The following is a 23,983-nucleotide window of genomic DNA, read 5'->3' on the forward strand; positions in this document are numbered from 1 at the left end:
GCGATCTCCGGAACTGTCGTACCCCTGTGCCAAGCTCGGCGGGTGGACGAATCACGGGGGCGGCGGCTGCTGGGGCGGGTGACCGCCGGCATCCCCGCGCGCGAGGACCCGGTCACGCACGTCGCGGACCTGCCGGGACGCTCGGCGACGTGCGTGCCGTGGCCGTCGTGGGCCGATCCGGCCGTGGTGAACGCGTTCGGTGACTGCGGGGTCTCGCTGCCGTGGGCGCACCAGGCGGAGGCGGCGGCGCACGCGTACGAGGGCCGGCACGTCGTGGTTTCGACCGGCACGGCGTCGGGCAAGTCGCTCGCCTACCAGCTGCCGGTGCTGTCCCGGCTGGCCGCGGGCGAGAAGGTGACCGCGCTGTACCTCTCGCCGACGAAGGCGCTGGGGGCGGACCAGCTGCGGTCGGTGTCCTCTTTGGACGTTCCGGGGGTCCGGGCGGCGTCGTTCGACGGGGACACGCCGATGGTCGAGCGTGACTGGGTGCGCGCGCACGCCAACTGGGTGTTCACCAACCCGGACATGCTGCACCGCGGGATTCTTTCGCAGCACGGGCGGTGGGCGGCGTTCTTCCGGCGGCTCGGCTGCGTGGTCGTCGACGAGTGCCACAGCTACCGCGGCGTCTTCGGCTCGCACGTCGCCTTGCTGCTTCGCCGGCTTCGGCGCGTAGCCGAGCACTACGGCGCTTCGCCGGTGTTCGTGCTCGCCTCGGCGACGACGGCTTCGCCTGCTTCGTTCGCTTCGCGGCTCACCGGTGTTCCTTGTGAGGCCGTGACGGAGGACGCGTCGCCGCGCGGCGCCCGGACGGTGGCGCTTTGGGAGCCGCCGCTGCTGGAGGAACTGACCGGGGAGAACGGCGCGCCGGTCCGGCGTTCGGCGGGCGCGGAGACGTCGCGGATCCTGGCCGACCTGGTCGTCGAAGGCGCGCGGTCGCTGGCGTTCATCCGGTCCCGGCGGGGCGCGGAGCTGGCCGCGCTGGGCGCGCGTCGCATTCTGTCCGAAGTGGACCCAGCGTTGACGGACACCGTTGCGGCGTATAGGTCCGGCTACCTTCCGGAGGAGCGTCGCGCGTTGGAAGCGGCGTTGTTGTCGGGCCGTCTGCTGGGCGTCGCGACGACCAATGCCTTGGAGCTCGGAGTCGACATCGCGGGGCTGGACGCGGTGGTGCTGGCCGGCTACCCGGGCACGCTCGCGTCGTTCTGGCAGCAGGCCGGCCGGGCGGGTCGTTCCGGCGACTCGGCGCTGGTGGTGTTCGTCGCGCGCGACGACCCGCTCGACACGTACCTCGTGCACCACCCGGCGGCGCTGCTTTCGCGACCGGTGGAGACGGCGGTGCTCGACCCCGCGAACCCGTACGTGCTGGCACCGCAGCTGGCGTGCGCGGTGGCGGAGCTGCCGCTGACCGTCCCCGAGCTGGAGATGTTCGGCGGCGCGGCGGCCCAGGAGGTGCTGGCCGAGCTGGCGGAGCAGAAGCTGCTGCGCCGCCGGTCGAGCGGCTGGTACTGGACGTCGCGAGACCGCCCGCACGCCGAGGTCGGGATCCGCGGGACGGGCGGCGAGCAGATCGCGGTGGTCGAGTCGGACTCCGGGCGGATGCTGGGCACGGTCGACCCGGGGTCGGCGTGCTTCGCCGTCCATCCCGGCGCGGTCTACCTGCACCAGGGGTCGTCGTACGTCGTCGACGAGCTGGACCTGGACCAGGGCCTGGCGATGGTCCACGCGGAGAACCCGGACTGGACGACGACGCCGCGCGAGATCGTGGACATCGCGGTGCTGAGCACGCAGGAGAAGCAGCAGTTCGGCGGGGTGAGCGTGTGCCTCGGCGAGGTGGCGGTGACGTCGCAGGTGGTCGGCTACCTGCGACGACGTCCGTCGGGTGAGGTGCTGGACCACACGCCGCTGGACCTGCCGGAACAGAGCCTGCACACGCGGGCGGTCTGGTACACGATCTCGTCTGCGCTGCTGGGGCCGGCCGTCGCCGCCGGCGGACGTCCGCGGGCTTCGGCCGGGGTTTCCCACGGATCGGAAGCCGATGGCGAGGCGGGGACCGGGGGCCATCGGGTGGGGACCGAATCTGCGGGGCCGGTGGGGACCGGGGAGGAACCCCTGGCGAACGGTCGGGGGCCCGTTCACGAGGGTGGCAGGGCACCGGGGAGTGCCGGATTGGTTCCGGCACGAGTCCCCGGTGCCCTGCATGCCGCCGAGCACGCGGCGATCGGCCTGCTACCGCTGTTCGCTACGTGCGACCGATGGGACATCGGCGGGGTGAGTACCGCGTGGCACGAAGACACCGGGGAGGCGACGGTGTTCGTGCATGACGGCCATCCCGGGGGTGCGGGATTTGCCGAACGCGGTTATGCCGCGATTGTCCCGTGGCTGGCCGCAACGCGGGAGGCGATCGTCTCCTGCGAGTGCCCGACGGGATGCCCGTCCTGCGTCCAGTCGCCGAAGTGCGGGAACGGCAACGATCCGCTGGACAAGGCGGGGGCAGTGGCTGTCTTGGGAACCGTGCTCGGGGCGTTGCGTCAACACGGTGCCTAGACGGCCACTTTGGTGGTTCATGGAGTTGTGTCGTACTCCGCCTCGGCCGGGCTGGGACCGGCCGGCGGCGGTGGTTCCGGGTGGCTCAGGCCGCGGTGGACTGGACCAGCTGCGGGGCTTCGGCACCGGCCAGCGCGCGGACGAGCACGTCGTGCACCTCGGCGGCGTCCGGCAGCTGCCAGCCGCAGACCTCGGGCTTGACGCGCCAGTGCACGACACCGTGCTGGAACGGCGACGGCGGCAGCGGGATCCAGCTGTCCTTGCCGTGCCACTGGATCGAGGAGCGCGTGGCCAGCTCGGCCGGGATGCGGTCGGCGACGGTGGTCAGGAACAGCCACCGGCCGTTCGGCAGCGCGATGATGGGCGCGGGGTGCCCGAGGGCGCGCAGCAGGCGGCAAGCGCGCTTGCCGAGCTCGTCGTCGACCTCGATGGCGTCGAGCACGGTGCCGGTGGCGACGAGGAGGCTGTGGGTCCGGTCGGAGAACCAGGTGGCGACCTCGTGGGCGTGGGTGCCGATCTGGTCGCGCCAGGCGTCACTGGCCGGGACCGGACGGCGCCAGGTGAGGTCGTCGCCTTCGGTGAGCGGAGCGGGGTTGACGCCCGGGAGCACCGGCCAGCCACGCCAGGCGAGACCGATCGCCTCCGCCCGCAGTTCGATGCGGAAGGCGCCGCGCCAGCTGTCCGGCCAATTCGCGTCCAACATTGTCTTTCCTGCCTTAGGTTCCGGTTCTCCGCGACCTACCCGCTAAACCCTGCCGTGGTGTCGCACATCTCACTTAACGGCAAGTTGCACATTGCCCGGAACCCCCACGCGACAACCGGTGGTTACGCGGCGATGAACGCCCGGTAGTCCCTACCGCCCGACCGAACCCGGCGGCAGCGGATCGACGGTGAGCGGCAGCCGCCCACGGACCGTTCACCGCTGGATCCCCAGGATCGGGAGCCCGCGAGCCGGGCGAACGGCAGCCGAGCCGGGGGGTATCGGCCCAGGTGAGCAGCTTCTTCGACCGCTCACCGTGCACTACCGACCGCTGCCCGTGACAATTCGCCACTTATCGTCCGCCCCGCGGATCAGCCGGTCACCGTGGCATACCGACCGGTCGGCGTCCGGCGAGCGGCCGGCGCCCGGGTGTCCCGCTGACCGGTCACGGTGGCCGCCCGGTGGGTCCGGCGCGAGCCCGGGCGGACGGGCCGGGCAGTCCGCCGAGCGCCAGGCCCGGCGCCTGAACCTCGACGAAGGCATCCAGCCGTTGCCACCTGCAGGCCACGAGGGTGACCGCCATCCGGTCCGCGACCCACTTGGCGCGCTCGCAAGCCCGGACCGGGCCCTCGACGGCGTGCGACGCGGCCGCGAGCGCGCCCAGGTCGGCGGCGGTCTCTGCCCGGTGACGGGCGAGGACCGCGGTGGCGAGCCAGCAGCCGAGGACCGCGACCCCCGTCAGCGCGGCCACGGCCAGCGCTGTCCAGATGGTGGCCACGCCGCTGTCCGAGCGGGGTTCACCGCGGCGCATCGGCGGCCTCCGTTCCTGGTTCGGCCACCGCGTACGCCGTGGCGTTCAGGTCGAGGTTCGGCAGCAGGCCGCCTGCCGGGTGGGCGCTCACCTCGACGGTTATCGCGTCGCCGTCCTGGCGGATGGCGAGGTTCGCCCCGGGTGGGGCGATTTGGTGGACCGCCGACGCGGCCTCGTGGGGCTGGCCCCTGGCCAGGAGCCGCGCGGCCTCGCGGGCGGCGTCCGTGCAGCGGAGCTGGCTCGTCAGGACCGTGAGGCCCGCGACGAGCAGGACCGTCACGACGGTCAGGCCGGCGAGGCCGAGCGCGGCTTCGACCGTCACCGCGCCTTCGTCTCTTCGGCTCACGACGGCACCGTCAGGGCCTTCATGACCAGGTTCGTCAGCCACGAGACGACCGAGTCGCCGGTGAGGAGGGTGTAGAGGACGGCCGCGAAAGCCGCGACGGCGACCGTGACGATCGCGTACTCGACCGTGGTGGAACCGTCGTCCGAGCGGGGCGCGCGCATGGGTTTCCCTTCAGTGCTTGTCGGTGGGTCATCGGTGGGTCAGAAGAGCGGGCCGAGACGTCCGGCCAGGCCGAGGACGACGGGCAGCACGCCCAGGCAGAAGAAGGCGGGCAGGAAACACAGGCCGACGGGCAGGGCCAGCGCCACCCCGGCTCGTTCCGCGCGTTCCTCCGCTTCGGTGGCAAGTTCCTCGCGGAACCGTCCGGCGAGGTCCGCGGCCGCCGTGGCGAAGGCGGCGCCGGACCGGGACGTCCGGATCGCCGCGGCCGCCAGTTCGCCGAGGCCGGTTCGCGCCCAGGCCTCCTCCGCGGAGGAACCGAGGGCGAGTAGGCCGGCGGTCGAGCGGAGGGCCGCGCCCGCCTCGGCCGGCGCGGTATCGGCGACCGCGTCGAGGGCCGAGGGGACGGGCAGGCCGGCGCGGAGGCAGGCCGCGAGGAGATCGAGCGTCCGGGCCAGCCGGAGCTTGGCGGCCAGGTCCAGGGCGGGTGCCCGCGGCTGCCGGGTCCGGCGGATGGCCCACCACCCGGCGGCGGTCACCAGTGTCCCGACGACCACTCCGGGGAGTCCGCCGATCAGGACCGCGGTCGAGATGCCGCCGAGGGTGGTCGCGAGGTGGGGGATCGCTCGGGGCCATCGGCGGGGTGCGGGGGTCGGGGCGCCGGACAGCCAGGTGAAGCGCCTCGCCGCGGCTTCGTTCGGCCAGATGAGGAGAGCCGCGGCACAGAGAAGGAGGGCGGTCGCGGTCATCGGCTGCGCCTCCGGCCGCTCAGGGGACCTTGCGCGGCGGAAAGGAGTGCGGCCGCTCCCGGCCGATCGAGGAGAGGGCTGGCAGGGCGCGGGAAGGGCCGCCCAACCAGGGATGACACTCGCCGGCGCTCGAGGTGGCCGCGGGCTGCGCGAAGGGTGGTCGCGGTCATCGGCTGCGCCTCCGGCCTCAGGGCACATTGCGTGACCAGCCGGAGCGCGGTCGCTCTCGGCTGGTAGGCGCGCGGCCGCTCGAGTAGAGCGCCGGCACCGTGCGAAAAGGCCCGTCCGACCAGGGGTGACGCTCGTCGGCACCCGAGGTGGGCGCGAGCTGCGCGAAGGGCGGTCGCGGTCACCGGCTGCACCTCCGGCCGCTCAGGGGACATTGCGCGAGGGAACAGAGGCCGGCCGCTGCCGGCTGGTGGGCGCGCGGCCGATCGAGGAGAGCGCCAGCAGCGCGCGAGGCGGCCCGGCCGATCAGGGATGACGCTCGCTGGCGCCCGAGGTAGGCGCGCGCTGCGCGAAGGGCGGTCGCGGTCGTCGGCCCGCTCAGGGGATGTTGCGTAGCGAGTGACGTTTGCCGGCGCTTGAGGTGGGTGCGGATGGCGCGTGACGTGGCGGTCGCGGTCATTTGAGGTGCACCTGGCCCGTCAATGCTCGGCACCAGGCTGTTCCTGCCCAGAGCAGGATGCTGCCCGCCACCAGCAGCAACTGGCCGGGCGCGCTCGCCGTCAGGACCTTCAACGGGGATGCCCCCATCACCTCGCCGAGTAGTACGCACAGGGCTGGGAGGCCGGTCAGGACCGCCGCGCTTGCTCGGGGGCCTGCCAGCTTTGCCCGGGTTCTGCGGGCGAACGTCAACGTTGCTTCCGCGTCGCGGCGAGTTGACTGCAGTACCTCGGCCAGGGGGAGGCCGTGGCGCTTGGCCAATGTCCACGCCGTCGCCAATTGCGGGAGGACTGGGGCCTTCAGCTCGCCGTCGAGGCGGGCTGATGTGGCCAATGCCCGCAAGTCGCCCGCTACCGCTGGTACCACCTCGGCCGCTGCCTCCGCTGCCGTTACCGGGTGGGCGCCGGAACGCAGCTCGGAGACCATCGTGCGCAGTGCCGTTGCCGTGTGGGTTGCCAGCTCGATGTCCGCCGTCGTGCGGTGGTGGGCTTTTCGCTCCTGGTGCCAGGCCAGCGTCAGTACGCCCGCGGCTATCGCGCCTCCCGCGCCCGCCAGCAGGGCCGCCGCGGCGGCCGGGAGCAGCCATCGGAGCGCTGCCCACACGTCGGGGAGGCGGAACGTTGTCGGGGACTCGAGCGCGGCCTGGAGCCGGGTCGGCGCGGCGGGCCAGCACGCCAGGGCCGCTCCCAGGCACAGCGGGAACCATGGCGCGAGGAGCAGGCTCAGCATGCGATTGCTCCCGTCGGTGCGAACAGGTGGCGGTCGACCGTCCAGCGGCCCGCTCGCCACACCGGCACCACTCGCGCGCGGCCGTGTTCCGCTCGGAGGACGCCCACCTCCGCGAGACGGCGGCGGCCGCCCGGGTCGCGGCGCATGTGGAGGACCACGCGGATCGCCGCGACGAGCTGGCTGTGGACCGCGTCGCGGCCCAAGCCGCCGAGTGCGGCCAGCGCCTCCATGCGGGCCGGTACTTCGGCCGGGGAGTTCGCGTGGACCGTGCACGCGCCGCCGTCGTGGCCCGTGTTCATCGCCGCCAGCAACGCGCCCACCTCGGCGCCGCGGACCTCGCCGACCACCAAGCGGTCGGGCCGCATGCGCAGCGCCTGGCGGACGAGCTCGGGCAGGCCCACTGCGCCCGCACCCTCCACATTGGCCGGCCGGGCGACGAGGCTGACGAACTGCGGGTGCGCCGGCTGCAGCTCGCCGGCGTCCTCGACGCACACGATCCGCTCGGCCGGGTCGACCGCGCCGAGCAGCGCGGCCAGGAGCGTCGTCTTGCCCGCGCCCGTGCCGCCGGTGACGAGGAACGCCATCCGCCGCGAGACGACCGCCCGCAGCACCTTCGCGCCGTTCTCGTCGAACGCGCCGAGTTCCTGCAGCTTCGCGAGGTCGTGCGTCGCCGGGCGCAGCACGCGCAGCGACAGGCACGTGCCGCTCGCCGCGACCGGCGGCAGGACGGCGTGCACGCGGATGCGGCCGTGGGGACCGGCCCCCGGGAGCCAGCCGTCCACATAGGGCTGTGCGTCGTCGAGCCGGCGCCCCGCCGCGAGCGCGAGGCGCTGCGCCAGCCGGCGGACGGCTTCTTCGTCCTGGAACCGGATCCCGGTGCGGGTCAGGCCTTCCGGGCCGTCCGTCCAGACCTCGGCCGGGCCGGTGACGAGCACGTCGGTCGTCGCCGGATCCTCCAGGAGCGGGGCCAGCGGGCCGGCGCCGACGAACTCGTCCCGGGCCCGGCGGGCCGCGTCGAGCACCGCGTCGTGGCCGAGGGCGCCGCCCGCTTCGGCTCGGACGGCCGTCGCGACCGCGACCGGATCGGCCTGGCGGCGGTCGCCGGCGAGGCGGTTGCGGACGCGGTCGACGAAGTCGGTGGTCACGGTCGCACCGCCCTGGGCCTGGTGTCGCCGGAGCAAGCGGTCACGCGGGTGCCCGCCAGCACCGTCAGAAAGTTCTCCGCGCTCACTGGGCCGCGCCCGGCGAGGGCCAGGACCGTCGGCAGCAGCAGCTCGGCCACCCTGACCGGCGGTGCCGGTGGGCGGAGGCCAGCGCTCATCGGGCCGCCGCCCGGGCTTCGCGGCGCGCTACCGCCAGGACGTCCGCGGCCGCGGACGCCAGCGGGCCCGCCGGTTTGGCCGGGAACTCGCCACGCTCGATCGCCGCCGCCAGGCCTCGCTCCGGCGCCATCGACGCCAGCAGCGGCGGGCCGAGGAGGCCGGCCGTCTGGACCGGCGTGACGCCGGCCCGGGACCGTCCACACGCGACCACTCCGAGGCGGGCCGTCAGCGCCGACAGGGACCGCAGCACCTGTTTCGCCGCCATGCAGGCGCGGAACTCCACCGGCGCCACCAGCACGACGAGGTCGGCCACGGCGACCGCTTCCGCCGCCGCGTCGCCCAGCGTGCGCGGGAGGTCGCAGACGACCGTGCGGCCCGACCGGCGGCCGGCCGCGAGGACCGCCGACAGCGATTCGACCGCCGGGCCTTCGCCCTCCCGGCCACACGCCAGCACCGGCAGGCTGCCGCCGCGATGTCTTCGCTGCGGGAGCGCCGCCGCCAGCGCCGGTACCGAGACGCGGCCGCTCAGCCGGACCTCCGACCAGCGCGGTCCCGGTGTCTTTTCCAGTCCCAGCAACAGGTCCAGGCCGCCGCCGAGAGGGTCGCAGTCGACCAGCAGGGCGCCGCCCGGGTCCCGGTCGGCCGCCAGGGCCAGCGTCGCGGCGAAGACGGACGCGCCCGCGCCGCCCCGGCCGCCGACCACGCCGAGCACGAGGCCGGCCTCTTCCGCCGGGGTCTCGACGACGTCGGCGAAGGCGCCCGCGAGCTCGGTCTCCTCGTCCGGCAACGAGATCACGCGTTCGACGCCGGCGCGGAACGCGCTCTCCCACGTCCGCGGCCCCGGGTTGCCCTTGCAGACCAGGAGGATCCCGCTCCTTCGGGGCAGCACGGGTGGCAGCCGGGCGGCTTCTTCGTCGAGGACCACCAGCGGCGCTCGGGCCCAGTGGCCGCGGGCGGCCGTCAGGTCCGGTGCCCGGTCGAGCTCGCAGCCCGCTACCGCGGCCACGCGCAGGATCTCGTCGAGCACGGTTTCGTCCGCGGCGACCACGAGCGGTCGTTCCCCCGTCATGCGTTCCTCCCCCGTTGTCGGTGGGGGCCGTGGGTGGCCCGGGTTCCACCGTCGCGGGCGGCGGCTCGGGGGCGCAACGGGGCGGATGGGCGGCTGTGGACAACCGGGGTGTTGTGGACAACCGGCGTCCGGCACGCGGCTCGCGAGCAGGTTCTGTCGGTGGGCTGTGACAGGATCGCGCCCGCCCGCGACGCACGTGCGGCGGAAAGCGCGACGGATATCCGCATTCGATGGTTTCGACCGAATCCAAGAATGCGCGACCCGGCCTGGGGAAAACGGAATCGAGAAAGGTTAGCCGAAGGCAAAACGGCCTGCGCGGAAAGCGCGGCCAAAGGTAAGAGGAAAGTTAAGAGGGCGGCCCCCGCCAGGGGGGAGGGACGGGGGCCGCCGTGGGTTCAGCCCCGGGGGGTCGGACTGAACCGGCCCGGTTGGACACCGGGCTCCCTCACTGTAACTCCGCCCATGGCCGCTTCGCGCGCCGGGCGAGGCATACAGTTCGATAACGGCACAGCGCGCCGGAAGTGCCTTGCTGTCATGGATTTTCCGCCCGCCGCGCCGCGCGGGTGGTGGATCAACGGGACGCGCCGCGATCAAGCTCCTATCCTGGGCACGTGGCCGAACCGAGCAGCGCCCCGTCGCGCATCCGGAAGCCGGGCCCGGAGCACGCGGTGGCCGCGTTCTTCGACCTGGACAAGACGATCATCGCCTCGTCGAGCGCGCTGGCGTTCAGCAAGCCCTTGTTGAAACAAGGATTGATCAACCGTCGCGCCGCGTTGCGGAGCGCCTACGCGCAGCTGGTGTTTTCCCTCGCCGGTGCCGACGAAAACAAGACCGAGCGGCTGCGGGCCGAAGTTTCCGCGCTGTGCGCCGGCTGGGACGTCGCCCAGGTTTCGGCGATCGTCCGCGAAACCCTGCACGACGTCGTCGACCCGCTCGTGTACGCGGAGGCGGCGGAGCTGATCGCGCGCCACCGCGAGGACGGGCACGACGTCATCGTGCTGTCGGCGACCGGCGAGGAGGTCGTCGCGCCGGTGGCGGAAATGCTCGGCGCGACCCGCAGCGTCGCCACGCGGATGCAGATCGTCGACGGCCGCTACTCCGGCGAAGTCGACTTTTACTGTTACGGCGCCAACAAGGCCGTTGCCGCGAAGCAGCTCGCCGCGACCCACGGCTACGACCTCGCCGAGTGCTTCGCCTACACCGATTCGAGCACGGACATCCCGCTGCTCGAGGTCGTCGGGCACCCGCACGCGGTCAACCCGGACAAGCTGCTGCGGCGCGCGGCCCTCGAGCGCGGGTGGCCGATCCTGGCGTTCGAGCGGCCGATGTCGCTGCGCAGCCGGCTCCCGGTCCGATCGGCGGGAATGGTCGCGCTCGGCGTCGGCGCGGTGGCGGCCGGGGCGACTTGGTACGGCCTCAATCGTCGCCGTCGGTCCCGATAGCCGCACGGTCGCCACCCACACGGCCGCAGGGCCCCGGCTTTGCTTGGCCCAGCCCCGAATTGTCCGTCGCGCAGGGTGCCGGTGTCACCCGATCCAGCCTCTGTACCGGTGCACCCATCCGCGCACTTGAAGTGACCGGGCTCACGGCGTAGAAAGTAGGTGCGGACGTTCGGTCGGCCAGGGAACAGGTAGAAGAGAAGCCTGTTCCACCCCGGCAAACCTCCGTGCGCGGACTCCGGGTACCCACGCGCAGCGCGCCGCGGGAGGCTCGTCGTCTAGGGACTGCGTAGTGGGACGCCACACGCCGAGTCCATGTAGGTACGACCAGAGTTGCACGCTTGGTCGCCCGAGAAGTTCGCGCTTGCAGGCGGCGCCCGTCGACCCTCCGGGGTCACGGGCGCCGCCTCGTCTATGCGGAAAGTCCGGCAGCGAGGCAAGGCGGTACAGCCCACTAGCCGAGGTGGTCCGCCACCCATTCGGCCGCCGCACATGTTGCGAACGGCGACTTTCCTACCGATCCGGGTACGACTGGACCGTTCGTGCGGTCGGTCGATGGACATCGACGGATTCGGTGAGTAGCTTCCCGATACTGGCGCCTCCGAGTGGACTTCTCACGTCCGCCGGGCGCCCGCAACTTTCTGGGAGGCTGGTCGTGACGACCCGAAATCGGAGGTTCCATGCGCTCGCCCTGCCCGTCGCGGGGGTGCTCGCCCTCACCGGTGTGGGTGTCGCGACCGCGGCGAGCGCACCGCGGGTGAGCGCCGACGCGCAGGCGGAAGCCGCGGCGACGCAGGCGCTGCGGGGGCTGACGCTCGAACAGAAGGTCGGGCAGCTGTTCGTCACCTGGGTGAACGGCAAGTCCGCCGACGAGGTGAACCCGAAGAACCAGACCGACTTCGGGGTCGACACCCCGGCTCAGGTCGTCCGGAAGTACCACCTCGGCGGCGTCATCTACTTCAACAACGACACCCGCGACAACTTCGACGACCCCGTGCAGGTCTCGAAGCTGTCGAACGGCCTCCAGATGGCCGCCGTCACCAGCGGGGCGCACATCCCGCTGCAGGTCGCCGCCGACCAGGAGGGTGGCACCGTGACCCGGATGGGCGCGCCGGCGACCGAGTTCCCGAACGCCATGGCCATCTCCGCCGGGCGGGACACGAGCCGCGCCACCAAGGCCGCGACCATCCTCGGCCAGGAGCTGCGGGCCGTCGGCATCAACCAGGACTTCGCGCCCGACTCCGACGTCAACTCCAACCCCGTGAACCCCGTCATCGGCGTCCGGTCCTTCGCCGGGCAGCCGGGCCTGGCCAGCGACTTCGTCACCGCCGAGGTCGGCGGCTTCCAGAAGTCCGTGGCCGCGACCTCGAAGCACTTCCCCGGCCACGGCGCCGCGCCGACCGACAGCCACACCGGGCTGCCGCGGATCGACAGCACCGAAGACCAGTGGCGCGCCACCGACGTGCCGCCGTTCAAGGCCGCCATCAAAGCCGGCATCGACTCGATCATGACCGCGCACATCCAGTTCCCCAGCCTCGACCCGTCGCTCGAGCCCGCGACGCTGTCGAAGCCGATCGTCACCGGGAAGCTGCGGGGCGAGCTCGGCTACAACGGCGTCGTCATCACCGACTCCCTCGAGATGCAGGGCGTGCGCGAGATGCACAGCGACGCCGAGATCCCCGTCCTCGCGCTCAAGGCCGGCGTCGACCAGCTGCTCATGCCGGTGCACCTCGACGTCGCCATCAACTCGGTGCTCGCCGCCGTCAAGTCCGGTGAGATCCCGATGCAGCGGATCGACCAGAGCGTGCTGCGCGTGCTGAAGCTGAAGTTCAAGAGCGGCATCCTCTTCGCGCCGTTCGTCGACCCGAACCGCGTGATGAAGACCGTCGGCACGCCGGCGAACCTCGCCACCGCGCAGGACATCGCCGACCGCGGCATCACGGCCGTCGCGAACGACGCCGGCCTGCTGCCGCTGAAGCAGAAGCCCGCCACGGCGCTCGTCACCGGCTGGGGCGTCTCCACGACGGCGACGCTCGCGCAGAAGCTGACCGCCCACGGCACGGCCGCGACGGCGTACCCGACCGGTCAGGCTCCGACGGACGCCCAGATCGCGCAGTCGGTGGCCAACGCGAAGAACGTCGACCTGGTCGTCGTGCTGACCAACAACATCGGCGGCTTCCCCCTGCAGACCAAGCTGTTGAACGCCTTGCAGGCCACCGGCAAGCCGGTCGTCGCGGTCGCCGCGCAGATCCCGTACGACGCGGGTTACCCGAGCGCCGCGCAAACCTGGCTGGCGACCTACGGCTACATCGGCCCGACGCTCGAAGCGCTGACGAAGGTCATCCTCGGCGAGACGAAGCCGGTCGGGAAGCTGCCGGTCGACATCCCGGCGGGCGCCGACGTGCACACCGTCAAGTACCCCTTCGGCCACGGGCTGACCTGGTGACCCTGAACCGGCGCCACTTCCTCGGCGCGGGCGCGCTCGCGGTCCCGGTCCTCGCGGGCGGCTCGGCCGTCGCCGGCGCCCAGCCCGAGCCCCAAGGCCGTCCGACCAGGGTGCTCACCGGCGCGGAACAGCTGGCCGCCCAGGGCTGGCGGTCCTTCAAGGGCCGCAAGCTCGGCGTCCTGTCGAACCCGACCGGCGTCCTGCTGAACGGCGACCACATCGTCGACTCGATGGTCGCGGCCGGCGTCAAGCCGGTCGCGGCCTTCGGGCCCGAACACGGCTTCCGCGGCAGCGCGCAGGCCGGCGGCTCCGAAGGCGACTACACGGACCCGCGCACCAGCGTCCCCGTGTACGACGCGTACGGCGCCGACGCGACGAAGCTCGCGACGCTCTTCACCAAAGCGGGCGTCGACACGGTCGTCTTCGACATCGCCGACGTCGGCGCGCGCTTCTACACCTACATCTGGTCGCTCTACACCGCCATGGTGGCCGCCGCGAAGACGAACGCCGCTTTCGTTGTACTCGACCGGCCGAACCCGATCGGCGGCCGGGCGGCCGGCCCCTTGCTCGACCCGAAGTTCGCCTCGGGCATCGGCAAGAAACCGATCGTCCAGCAGCACGGCATGACCGTCGGCGAGCTGGCCCGCTTCTTCGCCGAGGAGTTCCTGCCCGGCGAAGGCGTGCAGCTCCAGCACCTCGAGGTCGTCCAAGTCCGCGGCTGGCAGCGCGACACGCTCTTCGCGCAGACCGGCCTGAACTGGGTGCTGCCGAGCCCGAACATGCCGACGCCGGACACCGCACTCGTCTACCCCGGCACCGGCATGTTCGAAGGCACGGTGTTCTCCGAAGGCCGCGGCACGACCAGACCGTTCGAGATCATCGGCGCGCCCGGGCTCGACTGGCGCTGGCGCGAGAAGCTCGAAGACCTGCGGCTGCCCGGAGCGAAGTTCCGCGAGATCTACTTCGTGCCGACGTTCAGCAAGTTCGTCAACCAGACCTGCGGGGGCGTGCAGGTGAGCGTCGACGACCCGCGCGTCTTCGACGCCGTCCGCACCGCGGTCGCCATGCTCGTGACGGCGAAGGCGCTGCACCCGGACGTCTTCGCCTGGCGACCGGACAACTACATCGACAAGCTCTCCGGGTCCGACCGGCTGCGGACCATGGTCGACGCCGGCGCGGGCGTCGACGAGGTCACCGGGGCCTGGCGCGCCGAGCTCGCCGAGTTCGACCGGAAACGTCGTCGCCACCTGCTCTACCGCTGAGGGGGAACTCGTGCGTGCTAGGAAGGTCATCGCCGCGGCCGCCGGAGTGCTGGTCGCGCTGACCACGTTGACCTCGGGAGCCAGCGCCATCGGACGCCACGACGACGCGGGCCGCTTCGACCGGCCGCAGCAGGGCTTCGCCGCGCCGTGGACGACCCTGCGCGACGGACGGCCGCAGGAGGTCAACCTCGACCCGGCGCCGCTCAAGGCCGCCGAAGACTTCCTGGCGAGCTGGACGAAACCGGACACCACCGGGCACCCGCACTTCTCCGGCGCGGTCGGCCTGCTGGCCCACGACGGCGTGGTCGTCGACCGCCACGCCGTCGGCGGCGCGCTGCGGTACGCCGACGCGACGGGCACCGAACTGCCCGCCGACCAGCAGGTTCCGATGCGCAACGACACCATCTTCGACATGGCGTCGATCTCGAAGCTGTTCACCTCGATCGCCGTGCTGCAGCTGGTCGAACGCGGGCAGCTCACCATCGACACCCAGGTCAGCCGCTTCTTCCCGGAGTTCGCCACCGGCGACAAGGCCGCCATCACGGTCAAGATGCTGCTCACGCACGTCTCGGGCTTCGACGCCGACCCGATCCCGTCGCTGTGGGCCGGCTACCCGGACATCCCGTCGCGCCGGCAGGCGGTGCTCGACAGCCCGCTGAAGAACAAGCCGGGCACGACCTACCTCTACTCCGACATCAACCTGCTCACCCTCGGCTTCATCGTCGAGAAGCTGACCGGGCAGAGCCTCGACAGGGTCGTCCACGACCGGATCACCGCGCCGCTCGGCATGGTCGACACGGGCTACAACCCGCCCGCGTCGAAGCTGAACCGGATCGCCGCGACGGAGTACGAGGCCAACCCGCCCCGCGGGATGGTCCGCGGCAGCGTGCACGACGAGAACGCGTGGTCGCTCGGCGGCGTCGCCGGGCACGCGGGCGTGTTCAGCACCGCGAACGACATGGCCATCCTCGCGCAGACGATCCTCAACGGCGGCAGCTACCGCGGTCACCGGGTCCTGAACGGCGAGACCGTCCGGCAGATGCTGACGAACTACAACCAGCAGTTCCCGGACGACGCCCACGGCCTCGGCTTCGAGCTCGACCAGCCCTGGTACATGGGCGCGCTGGCGTCCCCGGTGACCGCCGGGCACACCGGCTTCACCGGAACGACGCTGGTCATCGACCCGGAGTCGCGCTCCTTCGCGATCCTGCTGACCAACCGCGTGCACCCGACCCGGAACTGGGGCTCGATCAACACCGCGCGCCAGGTGTGGGCGACGTCCCTGGCCAGGGCGATGGCCGTCGAACCCAAGGTGGGAAAGGACGCCTGGACGAGCACGCTGGGTAACGCGAGCGTCGCCACGCTGAGTACCGGCCCGTTTACTACGCAAAGTGATCAAGCGCGCGTGTCTTTTTACGCCTTCGTGGACACCGAAGGAAGCACTGATCCACTTCAGCTGCAGGCGACCACCGACGGGGTGAACTGGCAACCGATCGCCCTATCGGTTTCCGGGCCGGGCGCACCCTCCGGAGATGTGACGTCGCTCTCCGGACACGGGCACCGTGCCTGGTGGCGGGCGGCGGGCACGCTGCCGCGCGGCGCGTCGGTGAGCCTGCGCTGGCGTTACAGCACCGACCCGAGTTACACGGGTCGCGGTGTTTCGGTCGACGGTGTGAAAGTCACCGAGAGCGGCCGATCACTCCTCGACGGTGAACGAAACCCCGCCGCGTTCGTCGCGGAGGGTTGGCAGTTGAGCTCAAGGTGACCGCGCTGTCGCCGACCGTCGAACTTCGGGCCGAATTTACCGTCTGCTTGCCGTTTGCACCGCGACACTAAGTTGCCAAGTCGTTAGCTTGACCTCGTTAACAAGACCGACCTGGTTGGCGACTTTCTGGTCAGTGATTAATCGCAAATCCAGATCCGCAGACACGGACGGGTTGCGATCCGACCGAAGGGTGTGGGTAGCCTTGTCGCAGATGCCAACGGTTAGTAACTTTCCGACGGTGAGTGATAGCGAATCCGTAGTCGGCACGGCACCGTCCGAGCCCGTATCGGTCCAGCCGACCGTGCGGGACGCGGACGCGAGCCCGCTGGTCCGGATCCGGTCCCTGCTCCCCGGCCTGGCCCGCGCCGAGCAGCGCGTGGCGAAGGTGGTGCTGGAGGATCCCGCGCAGGTCGCGAGACGCAGCATCACCGAAGTGGCCTTGGCGGCCAACACGAGCGAGACGACGGTGACGCGCTTCTGCAAGGCGGTCGGCGTCGGCGGGTACCCGCAGCTGCGCATCGCGCTGGCCGCGGACACCGCGCGCACCGAGGCGCGCACCACGCGCAACCTCGGCGGCGAGATCGGGCCGGAGGACGACCTCGCGGCCGTCATCGGCAAGGTCAGCTTCGCCGACGCGCGTGCCGTCGAAGAGACGGCCGACCAGCTCGACGTCGCCACGCTCGAGCGCGTGATCGAGGTCGTCGCGAACGCCGGCCGCGTGGACGTCTACGGCGTGGGCGCCAGCGCGTTCGTCGCCGCGGACCTGCAGCAGAAGCTGCACCGCATCGGCCGCGTGTGCTTCTCGTGGTCGGACACGCACATCATGCTCACCTCGGCCGCGGTGCTGAGCCCCGGTGACGTCGCGATCGGCGTCTCGCACACCGGCGCGACCACCGACACCGTCGAGGCGCTGCGGGTTGCCCGCGAGCACGGCGCGATCACCATCGCCGTGACGAACTTCCCGCGGTCCCCGATCACCGAGGTCGCCGACTACGTTTTGACGACGGCAGCGCGGGAAACCACGTTCCGTTCGGGAGCGACGGCCAGCCGCATCGCCCAGCTCACCGTCATCGACTGCCTGTTCATCGGCGTCGCGCAGCGGCACATGGACGCGTCCGTCAACGCCCTGGACGCGACCAGGGACGCCGTCGGCTCGCACCGCTTGGGGGTCAGGCCGGACGGTCGTCGCCGTCCGCGGGAAACCGGCAAGTAATGCCCGGAGAAAATGTGAGGCGCATGATGACCGTCCCCACGCAGGCGGTGCACGTCGATTCGCCGACCGAAACCCGCAACCCCCGCACCACGGACATCGACCTGATGTCCACCGCGGGGATCCTGGGCGCGATCAACGCCGAGGACCGCACGGTCGCCGGCGCCGTCGCCGCGGTGCTGCCCCAGGTGGCGCGCGCGGTCGACTACGCGGTCGAGGCCCTGCGGGCGGGCGGGCGCGTGCACTACGTCGGCGCGGGCACGTCGGGGCGCCTGGCCACGCTGGACGCGGCCGAGCTGGTGCCGACGTTCAACGTGCCGGCGGACTGGTTCATCGCGCACCACGCCGGCGGCGAGAAGGCCCTGCGCAGCGCCGTCGAAAACGCGGAGGACGACGACGGGGCCGGCGCGGCCGAGATGGCCGCCATGGTCCAGCCGGGCGACTTCGTGCTGGGGCTGACGGCGTCGGGCAGGACGCCGTACGTGCTGGGTGCGCTGGCCGCGGCGTCGCGCCAGGGTGCCCACACCGGGCTCGTTTCGGGCAACCCGAAGGCCGCCAAGCCCGCCGGCGTCGACGTGCTCATCGCCGTCGACACCGGTCCGGAGGCGATCGCCGGCTCGACCCGGATGAAGGCGGGCACGGCGCAGAAGATGATCCTCACGTCGTTCTCGACGGCGACGATGATCAAGCTGGGCCGGACCTACTCCAACCTGATGGTCAGCATGCGGGCGACGAACGCGAAGCTGCGCGGCCGGACCATCCGGATCCTGCAGGAAGCCACCGGCATGACGATGGCGGACTGCTCGGACGCGCTCACCGAGGCCGGGGGCGACCTCAAGGTGGCGCTGGTGCACTTGCTGTCCGGGGAGGACGTCAAGAGCGCCGCGAAGGCACTGCACGCGTCCGGTGGGCACGTGCGCAAGGCGCTGGACCTGGTGCGGGTGCGCGCCAGCTAGAACTTCATTGCCTGTCATCTGTTCACCTGTCTAACCTCTCAGATGAGGAAGGGCGGGCGGCGATGGCGGGCACGGGTACGGAAGACGACTCGCGGCGCGGGCTTTCGCGTCGCGAGTGGGTGTCGATCGGCGGCATGGCGGGGTTCGTCCTGCTCCTCAACGTCGTGGGCTGGGTGGTGCTGGCGGCCTTCGTCGCACCGCACCACTACGCGCTGGGCACGACGGGCGTGTTCGGGATCGGGCTGGGCGTAACGGCGTTCACGCTCGGCATGCGGCACGCGTTCGACGCCGACCACATCGCGGCGATCGACAACACCACCCGCAAGCTGATGGCCGACGGGCAGCGCCCGCTCTCGGTCGGGTTCTGGTTCTCGCTCGGGCACTCGACGATCGTGTTCGCGCTGTGCCTGCTGCTCTCGCTCGGCGTCCGCGCGCTGGCCGGCCAGGTCGAGGACGACTCCTCGGCGTTGCACAACGTCACCGGCCTCATCGGCACTTCGGTGTCCGGCGTGTTCCTGTACGTGATCGCGATCCTCAACCTCGTCGTGCTGGTAGGCATCCTGCGGGTGTTCAAGAAGATGCGCCACGGCGAATTCGACGAAGCCGCGCTGGAGCACCAGCTGGACAACCGCGGCGTCATGAACCGGCTGCTGCGCGGCGCGACGAAGGCCGTGCGCAAGCCGTGGCACATCTACCCCGTCGGCGTGCTGTTCGGGCTGGGTTTCGACACCGCGACGGAAATCGGGCTGCTGGTGCTGGCCGCGGGCGCGGCGACGTTCGCGCTGCCCTGGTACGCGATCCTCGTGCTGCCGATCCTGTTCGCCGCCGGGATGAGCCTGTTCGACACCGTGGACGGCTGCTTCATGAACTTCGCCTACGGCTGGGCGTTCGCGAAGCCGGTGCGCAAGATCTTCTACAACATCACGGTGACGACGCTGTCGGTCGCCGTCGCGTTCGTCATCGGGACCATCGAGCTGGTGTCGATCCTCGCCGACAAGCTGGCCATCACCTCGGGACCGCTGGCCGCGATCGCGTCGGTGAACCTGGACTACGTCGGGTTCGGGATCGTCGGGCTGTTCGTGCTCACCTGGGTCGTCGCGCTGGCCGTGTGGCGGTTCGGGCGGATCGAAGAGAAGTGGTCGGCGAAACTGTCCAATTAGGACGCGGCGTCCGAAATGGACTTCGCTTCGCGCGCACCCGCTTCGAACGCTTCGCAGCAGAAGAGCAGCCACTCGCGCACGCCTTCGGGTTTCCCGCTCGCGAAGCCTTCCGCGGCCTCGAGGTACTTCGGGACGCGGCGGAAGAACGCCACTTCGGGGACGCTCAACGCCTTCGGGTCCAAGCCGGTCGCGACCATCGTCAGCCGGGCGCCCGCGCGGGCGACGACGCCGTCCGCGCTGCCGAACGGCTTGAGCGCCAGCAGTTCCCCGTGCACGACCGCCGTCAAGACGGGCCCTGGTACCGACGTCGCGCCCGTGACGAGCTGGGCGAGCAGTTCCAGGCGACCACCGCCGGAATGCGGGCGCCCCAACGCATCCAGGTCGTCGACGAGGTCGGCCGCGGCGAGAACGTGCAAGCGCGCCAGGGCTTGCAGAGGCGCTCGGCGCCACGTCGGGAGCAGCGTTTCGAGCGTCTCCGCTACGCGCAATGCGCCGGCCAGGACCGGGTCGGCGACCGCGCCGTCGGCGGGCAGCTCGGGGTTCGCGCCCTCGATTCCAGCGGACGCGCGGGCCGCGCGGACCGACGCTTCGGCCGCGGTCGCCGCGCCCCCGCGAAGGTTGGCCGGGAGGCGGTGGACCGCGAACACGGCGTCCTGCGCGGACTTCGCGGCCGCGGCGACGCCTTCGAGGTCGAGGAGGGGCTTCAGCGGGTCGCTCACGCGTCGAGCACCTGTCCTTCGCGGGCGACCACGGGCGGCAGCACCGACCACGGGAAGTTGATCCACTTTTCGGTGTGGCGCCAGACGTATTCGCACTTGACCGTCGAGTGCGGCTTTTCGTAGACGACGGCCGAGCGCACCTCGGCGACGTGGTCGAGGCAGAAGTCGCGGACCAGCTTGAGCGTGGCGCCGGTGTCGGCGACGTCGTCGGCGATCAGCACCTTCTTGCTCGTCAGGTCGACGAGGTTCGGCACGGGCGGCAGCATCACCGGCAGGTCGAGGCGCTGGTCGACGCCGGTGTAGAACTCGACGTTCATCACGTGCAGGTTCTTCACGTCGAGCGCGTAGCCGAGCGCGCCGGCCACGAACAGGCCGCCGCGGGCGATGGACAGGATGAGGTCCGGCGCGAAGCCGTCGTCGGCGATGGTGTGAGCCAGTTCACGGCTCGCCGTGCCGAACAACTCCCAGCTCAGCTCTTCGCGCTCTTCGGCCATCGATCTCGCCCTTCGTCGTCGTCAACCGAGCATAGGCAACGTCGAAGTGGACTGTGGAAACGCTCCGAAATTGGCTATCAGAGACAGCCAAAGCCGTCCTTACGCTGATCACGTGAGCGACTGGAGCACCCGACCGACCCTGTCCGGCGAGCACGTCCGCCTGGAGCCGCTGACGCCCGAGCACGCCAAAGGCCTGTTCGAGGCGGGCGCCGACCCGGGCATCTGGGCGTGGCTGAGCATCCGTCAGCCGGGGGATCTCGCCGCGGCGGAGCGGATGGTCGAGCAGGCGCTCGCCGAGCCCGCGCGGCAGCCCTTCGCGCAGATCGACGTCGCCTCCGGCCGCGTCGCCGGGACGACGTCGTACTACCAGGTCGTCGAGGCGCACCGGATCCTCTCGATCGGGCACACGTGGATCGGCGCGGCCTGGCAGCGCACCGGGCTGAACACCGAGTCGAAGCTGCTACTGCTCACGCACGCGTTCGAAACCCTTGGCGCGCAACGGGTCGCGTGGGAGACCGACATCCGCAACCTCCGCTCGCAACGCGCCATCGAACGCCTTGGCGCGCTTCGCGAAGGCATCCTGCGGGCGCACCGGATCCGGCCGGACGGCTCGTCGCGCGACACCGTCACCTATTCGATGGTGGCGCCGGAATGGCCCGCCGCCAAGGCCCGGCTGAACGAACGCTTAGTCACCGGCGCTCGCCTGCCTCGGTGAAACGACAGGGCAACGTGGGTGCAACCTTTTACAAGGCGGACTAACGTCGCTAGCGTGCCGCTAGCCGTCATGTCGGCGCACTACAGGAGGCCTTGCAACCATGACCGAGCAGTCCCCAGCCCTGGACAACCTGCTCACCGAGAGCCGCACGTTCCCGCCCAGTGACGAATTCGCTGGCCAGGCCAATGCGAAGGCCGATCTCTACGCCGAGGCGGACGCCGATCGCGAAGCGTTCTGGGCCAAGCAGGCGGAGCGGCTGACGTGGGACACGAAGTGGACCACGGTACTGGACTGGACCAATGCGCCGTTCGCGAAGTGGTTCGTCGGCGGCAAGCTGAACGTCGCGTACAACTGCGTCGACCGGCACGTCGAGTCCGGGCACGGCGACCAGGTCGCGATCCACTGGGTCGGCGAGCCGGGTGACACGCGGGACATCACCTACGCCGAGCTGAAGACCGAGGTTTCCAAGGCCGCCAACGCACTCGCGTCCCTCGGCGTCACCGCCGGCGACGTCGTGGCGATCCAGCTGCAGATGGTCCCCGAGGCCATCTTCGCGATGCTCGCGTGCGCGCGGATCGGCGCGCTGCACAACGTCGTCTTCGGCGGCTTCTCGCCGACGGCGCTGCGGGCCCGCGTCGACGACGCCGCCGCGAAGGTCGTGATCACCTCCGACGGCCAGTTCCGCCGCGGCAAGGCCGCGCCGATGAAGGCCAATGTCGACGAAGCGCTCGAAGGCGCCGAAACCGTCGAGAAGGTCATCGTCGTGAAGCGCACCGGCGACAAGCTCGAGGGCGACGTCCCGTGGACCGACGGCCGCGACCTGTGGTGGCACGAGCTCGTCGACGGACAGTCCGAAGAGCACACTCCCGAGGCGTTCGACAGCGAGCACCCGCTGTTCATCCTCTACACGTCCGGGACGACCGGGAAGCCGAAGGGCATCCTGCACACCTCCGGCGGCTACCTGACGCAGACGGCGTACACGCACCACAACGTCTTCGACCACAAGGCCGGCGAAGACGTCTACTGGTGCACCGCGGACATCGGCTGGATCACCGGCCACAGCTACATCGTCTACGGCCCGCTCGCCAACCGCGTCACGCAGGTCGTCTACGAAGGCACGCCGAACACCCCGCACGAGGGGCGGCACTGGGAGATCGTCCAGAAGTACAAGGTCTCCCTCTACTACACGGCTCCGACGCTGATCCGCACGTTCATGAAGTGGGGCGCGGAAATCCCGGAGAAGTACGACCTGTCGTCGCTGCGGGTGCTGGGCTCGGTCGGCGAGCCGATCAACCCCGAGGCGTGGATCTGGTACCGCGAGAACATCGGCGCGGGCAAGACGCCGATCGTCGACACGTGGTGGCAGACCGAGACCGGCGCGATCATGATCTCGCCGCTGCCGGGCGTCACCTCGACCAAGCCGGGTTCGGCGCAGAAGGCGCTGCCGGGCATCTCCGCGAAGGTCGTCGACGACACGGGCACGGAGGTCGGGCCCGGCGGTGGCGGGTACCTGGTGCTCGACAAGCCGTGGCCGTCGATGCTGCGGGGCGTCTGGGGCGACGAGGAGCGCTTCAAGGAGACGTACTGGTCGCGCTTCAAGGACCAGGGCTTCTACTTCGCCGGCGACGGCGCGAAGTACGACAACGACGGTGACGTCTGGCTCCTGGGCCGCGTCGACGACGTGATGAACGTGTCCGGCCACCGCATCTCGACGACCGAGGTCGAGTCGGCGCTGGTTTCGCACCCGACGGTGGCCGAGGCCGCGGTCGTCGGCGCGACCGACCCGACGACCGGCCAGGGCATCGTCGCGTTCGTCATCCTGCGCGGCAACGCCGTCGACGGCGGTGAGGAGGCCATCCAGGCGCTGCGCAACCACGTCGCCAAGGAGATCGGGCCGATCGCGAAGCCGCGGCAGATCATGGTCGTGCCGGAGCTGCCGAAGACGCGTTCGGGCAAGATCATGCGCCGCCTGCTGCGCGATGTGGCGGAGAACCGCCAGGTCGGCGACGTCACCACGCTGGCCGACTCGTCGGTGATGGACCTGATCTCGTCGGGCCTGAAGTCGGGCAAGTCGGAGGAGTGAGCTAGCGTTACGCTCCGTCAGAGCCCTTCCGGCTTCGCGCCGGGAGGGCTCTGTCATGACCCCCGAGTGGCACGGCTCGAACGCATGTTCTACGCTGTGCCGCGAACCACACCCCCTTCCCCGGGCAAGGAGACGACACGACGATGACCGTGGATGTCCTGACGCACGACGAGGAAACGGCTTCGGCTCCGGCCGAGGCTCCGGCTTCGACTCCGGAGGTTTCCGCCGACGAGGCGACCGTCACCGAGTCCGCGTCCCCCTCTTCGGAAGGCTCGGCCGAGCCCGCCGCCGAGGAGGCCCCCAAGCCCAAGCGCGGCCGCCCGAAGGGTGCGACGGCGTCGACGGCGAAGAAGACCCGCACGGTCGAGCTGATCCTCACGGTCACCGGCACCGCCGACGGCGAGTGGCAGGCCGAGCTGAAGAACGGCTCGAAGTGGGTCGCGAAGGGCCTGGAGATCCCCGCGGCGGCGGTGTCGCGCGCGGCCAAGGAGCTGCACGCGGACCTGTCCGGCCCGATCGACGAGGTGATCAACCAGGCCCGCGAGGCGCAGGCGGCGAAGGTCGCGGCGCTCGAGGCCGAGCTCGAGAAGGCCAAGCAGGCCCTCGCCGAGCTGGACGCCTGAGGCTTCACTCCAGGAA

General features: G+C 71.2%; 21 protein-coding genes. 11 read left to right on the forward strand and 10 right to left on the reverse strand.

Going from position 1 to position 23,983, the window contains the following annotated elements; genetic code table 11:
- Positions 1-78: 78 nt before the first annotated feature.
- Complete coding sequence (locus tag ACIRSS_RS18685) at positions 79-2,544, forward strand: DEAD/DEAH box helicase (protein WP_400897542.1); 2,466 nt, start codon at positions 79-81, stop codon at positions 2,542-2,544.
- Positions 2,545-2,629: 85 nt separating this feature from the next.
- On the opposite strand, the gene ACIRSS_RS18690 is transcribed toward ACIRSS_RS18685, so the two are convergent.
- From ACIRSS_RS18690 to ssd, 8 genes are all read right to left on the reverse strand, one after another.
- Positions 2,630-3,247: a bifunctional DNA primase/polymerase gene (locus ACIRSS_RS18690; protein WP_400896351.1), complete on the reverse strand. Its 618-nt coding sequence runs from the start codon at positions 3,245-3,247 to the stop codon at positions 2,630-2,632.
- A gap of 442 nt (positions 3,248-3,689) precedes the next feature.
- Complete coding sequence (locus tag ACIRSS_RS18695; RefSeq protein WP_400896353.1) at positions 3,690-4,055, reverse strand: Rv3654c family TadE-like protein; 366 nt, start codon at positions 4,053-4,055, stop codon at positions 3,690-3,692.
- The gene (locus ACIRSS_RS18700; RefSeq protein ID WP_400897544.1) at positions 4,042-4,377 is read right to left on the reverse strand and encodes a TadE family type IV pilus minor pilin; all 336 of its coding nucleotides are present in this window, start codon (positions 4,375-4,377) and stop codon (positions 4,042-4,044) included. Before ACIRSS_RS18700 ends, ACIRSS_RS18695 begins: the two co-directional genes overlap by 14 nt.
- Positions 4,378-4,397: 20 nt before the next feature.
- A complete protein-coding gene (locus ACIRSS_RS18705; RefSeq protein WP_091389387.1) occupies positions 4,398-4,562 on the reverse strand; it encodes a DUF4244 domain-containing protein in 165 nt (54 codons plus the stop codon).
- A 39-nt stretch (positions 4,563-4,601) separates the two neighbouring features.
- Entirely contained in the window at positions 4,602-5,309 is a 708-nt protein-coding gene (locus ACIRSS_RS18710; protein ID WP_400896355.1) for a type II secretion system F family protein, read from the reverse strand.
- Positions 5,310-5,933: 624 nt separating this feature from the next.
- The gene (locus ACIRSS_RS18715) at positions 5,934-6,704 is read right to left on the reverse strand and encodes a type II secretion system F family protein (protein ID WP_400896357.1); all 771 of its coding nucleotides are present in this window, start codon (positions 6,702-6,704) and stop codon (positions 5,934-5,936) included.
- Positions 6,698-7,849, reverse strand: a complete 1,152-nt coding sequence (locus ACIRSS_RS18720) for a TadA family conjugal transfer-associated ATPase (RefSeq protein WP_400896360.1) — start codon at positions 7,847-7,849, stop codon at positions 6,698-6,700. Before ACIRSS_RS18720 ends, ACIRSS_RS18715 begins: the two co-directional genes overlap by 7 nt.
- Before the next feature lie 172 nt (positions 7,850-8,021).
- Positions 8,022-9,095, reverse strand: coding sequence for a septum site-determining protein Ssd (gene ssd / locus ACIRSS_RS18725; protein ID WP_400896362.1), 1,074 nt, complete (start codon positions 9,093-9,095; stop codon positions 8,022-8,024).
- Positions 9,096-9,706: 611 nt separating this feature from the next.
- On the opposite strand from ssd, the gene ACIRSS_RS18730 reads away from it, so the two are divergent.
- The 7 genes from ACIRSS_RS18730 to ACIRSS_RS18760 all read left to right on the forward strand — a co-directional run bounded on the left by ACIRSS_RS18730 (position 9,707) and on the right by ACIRSS_RS18760 (position 19,333).
- Complete coding sequence (locus tag ACIRSS_RS18730) at positions 9,707-10,537, forward strand: HAD family hydrolase (protein WP_400896364.1); 831 nt, start codon at positions 9,707-9,709, stop codon at positions 10,535-10,537.
- A gap of 703 nt (positions 10,538-11,240) precedes the next feature.
- On the forward strand, positions 11,241-12,980 hold the full coding sequence (locus tag ACIRSS_RS18735) for a glycoside hydrolase family 3 protein (protein ID WP_400897546.1): 1,740 nt from the start codon (positions 11,241-11,243) through the stop codon (positions 12,978-12,980).
- Positions 12,977-14,242: an exo-beta-N-acetylmuramidase NamZ domain-containing protein gene (locus tag ACIRSS_RS18740; protein WP_400896366.1), complete on the forward strand. Its 1,266-nt coding sequence runs from the start codon at positions 12,977-12,979 to the stop codon at positions 14,240-14,242. Before ACIRSS_RS18735 ends, ACIRSS_RS18740 begins: the two co-directional genes overlap by 4 nt.
- A gap of 46 nt (positions 14,243-14,288) precedes the next feature.
- Positions 14,289-16,007 carry a serine hydrolase gene (locus tag ACIRSS_RS18745; RefSeq protein ID WP_400897548.1) on the forward strand — a complete coding sequence of 573 codons (1,719 nt, stop codon included), beginning with the start codon at positions 14,289-14,291 and terminating at the stop codon, positions 16,005-16,007.
- 211 nt (positions 16,008-16,218) lie between these two features.
- Positions 16,219-17,220 (forward strand): MurR/RpiR family transcriptional regulator, encoded by a 1,002-nt coding sequence (locus ACIRSS_RS18750; RefSeq protein ID WP_400896368.1) that lies wholly within the window; start codon positions 16,219-16,221, stop codon positions 17,218-17,220.
- Positions 17,221-17,243: 23 nt separating this feature from the next.
- Positions 17,244-18,173: an N-acetylmuramic acid 6-phosphate etherase gene (locus ACIRSS_RS18755; RefSeq protein ID WP_400896370.1), complete on the forward strand. Its 930-nt coding sequence runs from the start codon at positions 17,244-17,246 to the stop codon at positions 18,171-18,173.
- 62 nt (positions 18,174-18,235) lie between these two features.
- A complete protein-coding gene (locus ACIRSS_RS18760) occupies positions 18,236-19,333 on the forward strand; it encodes a HoxN/HupN/NixA family nickel/cobalt transporter (RefSeq protein ID WP_400896372.1) in 1,098 nt (365 codons plus the stop codon).
- Here ACIRSS_RS18760 and ACIRSS_RS18765 read toward each other — a convergent pair.
- Entirely contained in the window at positions 19,330-20,052 is a 723-nt protein-coding gene (locus ACIRSS_RS18765; RefSeq protein ID WP_400896374.1) for an oxidoreductase, read from the reverse strand. The genes ACIRSS_RS18760 and ACIRSS_RS18765 overlap by 4 nt on opposite strands.
- Entirely contained in the window at positions 20,049-20,546 is a 498-nt protein-coding gene (locus ACIRSS_RS18770) for a phosphoribosyltransferase (protein WP_400896376.1), read from the reverse strand. Before ACIRSS_RS18770 ends, ACIRSS_RS18765 begins: the two co-directional genes overlap by 4 nt.
- A 112-nt stretch (positions 20,547-20,658) precedes the next feature.
- Between ACIRSS_RS18770 and ACIRSS_RS18775 the strand changes: the two genes are divergently transcribed.
- The 3 genes from ACIRSS_RS18775 (at position 20,659) to ACIRSS_RS18785 (ending at position 23,967) form a co-directional block, all read left to right on the forward strand.
- Positions 20,659-21,261, forward strand: coding sequence for a GNAT family N-acetyltransferase (locus ACIRSS_RS18775; protein ID WP_400896378.1), 603 nt, complete (start codon positions 20,659-20,661; stop codon positions 21,259-21,261).
- Between the two features lie 100 nt (positions 21,262-21,361).
- Entirely contained in the window at positions 21,362-23,344 is a 1,983-nt protein-coding gene (acs, locus tag ACIRSS_RS18780; protein ID WP_400896380.1) for an acetate--CoA ligase, read from the forward strand.
- A gap of 143 nt (positions 23,345-23,487) precedes the next feature.
- Positions 23,488-23,967, forward strand: a complete 480-nt coding sequence (locus ACIRSS_RS18785; protein WP_400896382.1) for a DUF6319 family protein — start codon at positions 23,488-23,490, stop codon at positions 23,965-23,967.
- Positions 23,968-23,983: the final 16 nt, after the last annotated feature.

Origin of the sequence: Amycolatopsis sp. NPDC101161, from assembly GCF_044768185.1 — a bacterium.
Classification (GTDB): Bacteria; Actinomycetota; Actinomycetes; order Mycobacteriales; family Pseudonocardiaceae; genus Amycolatopsis.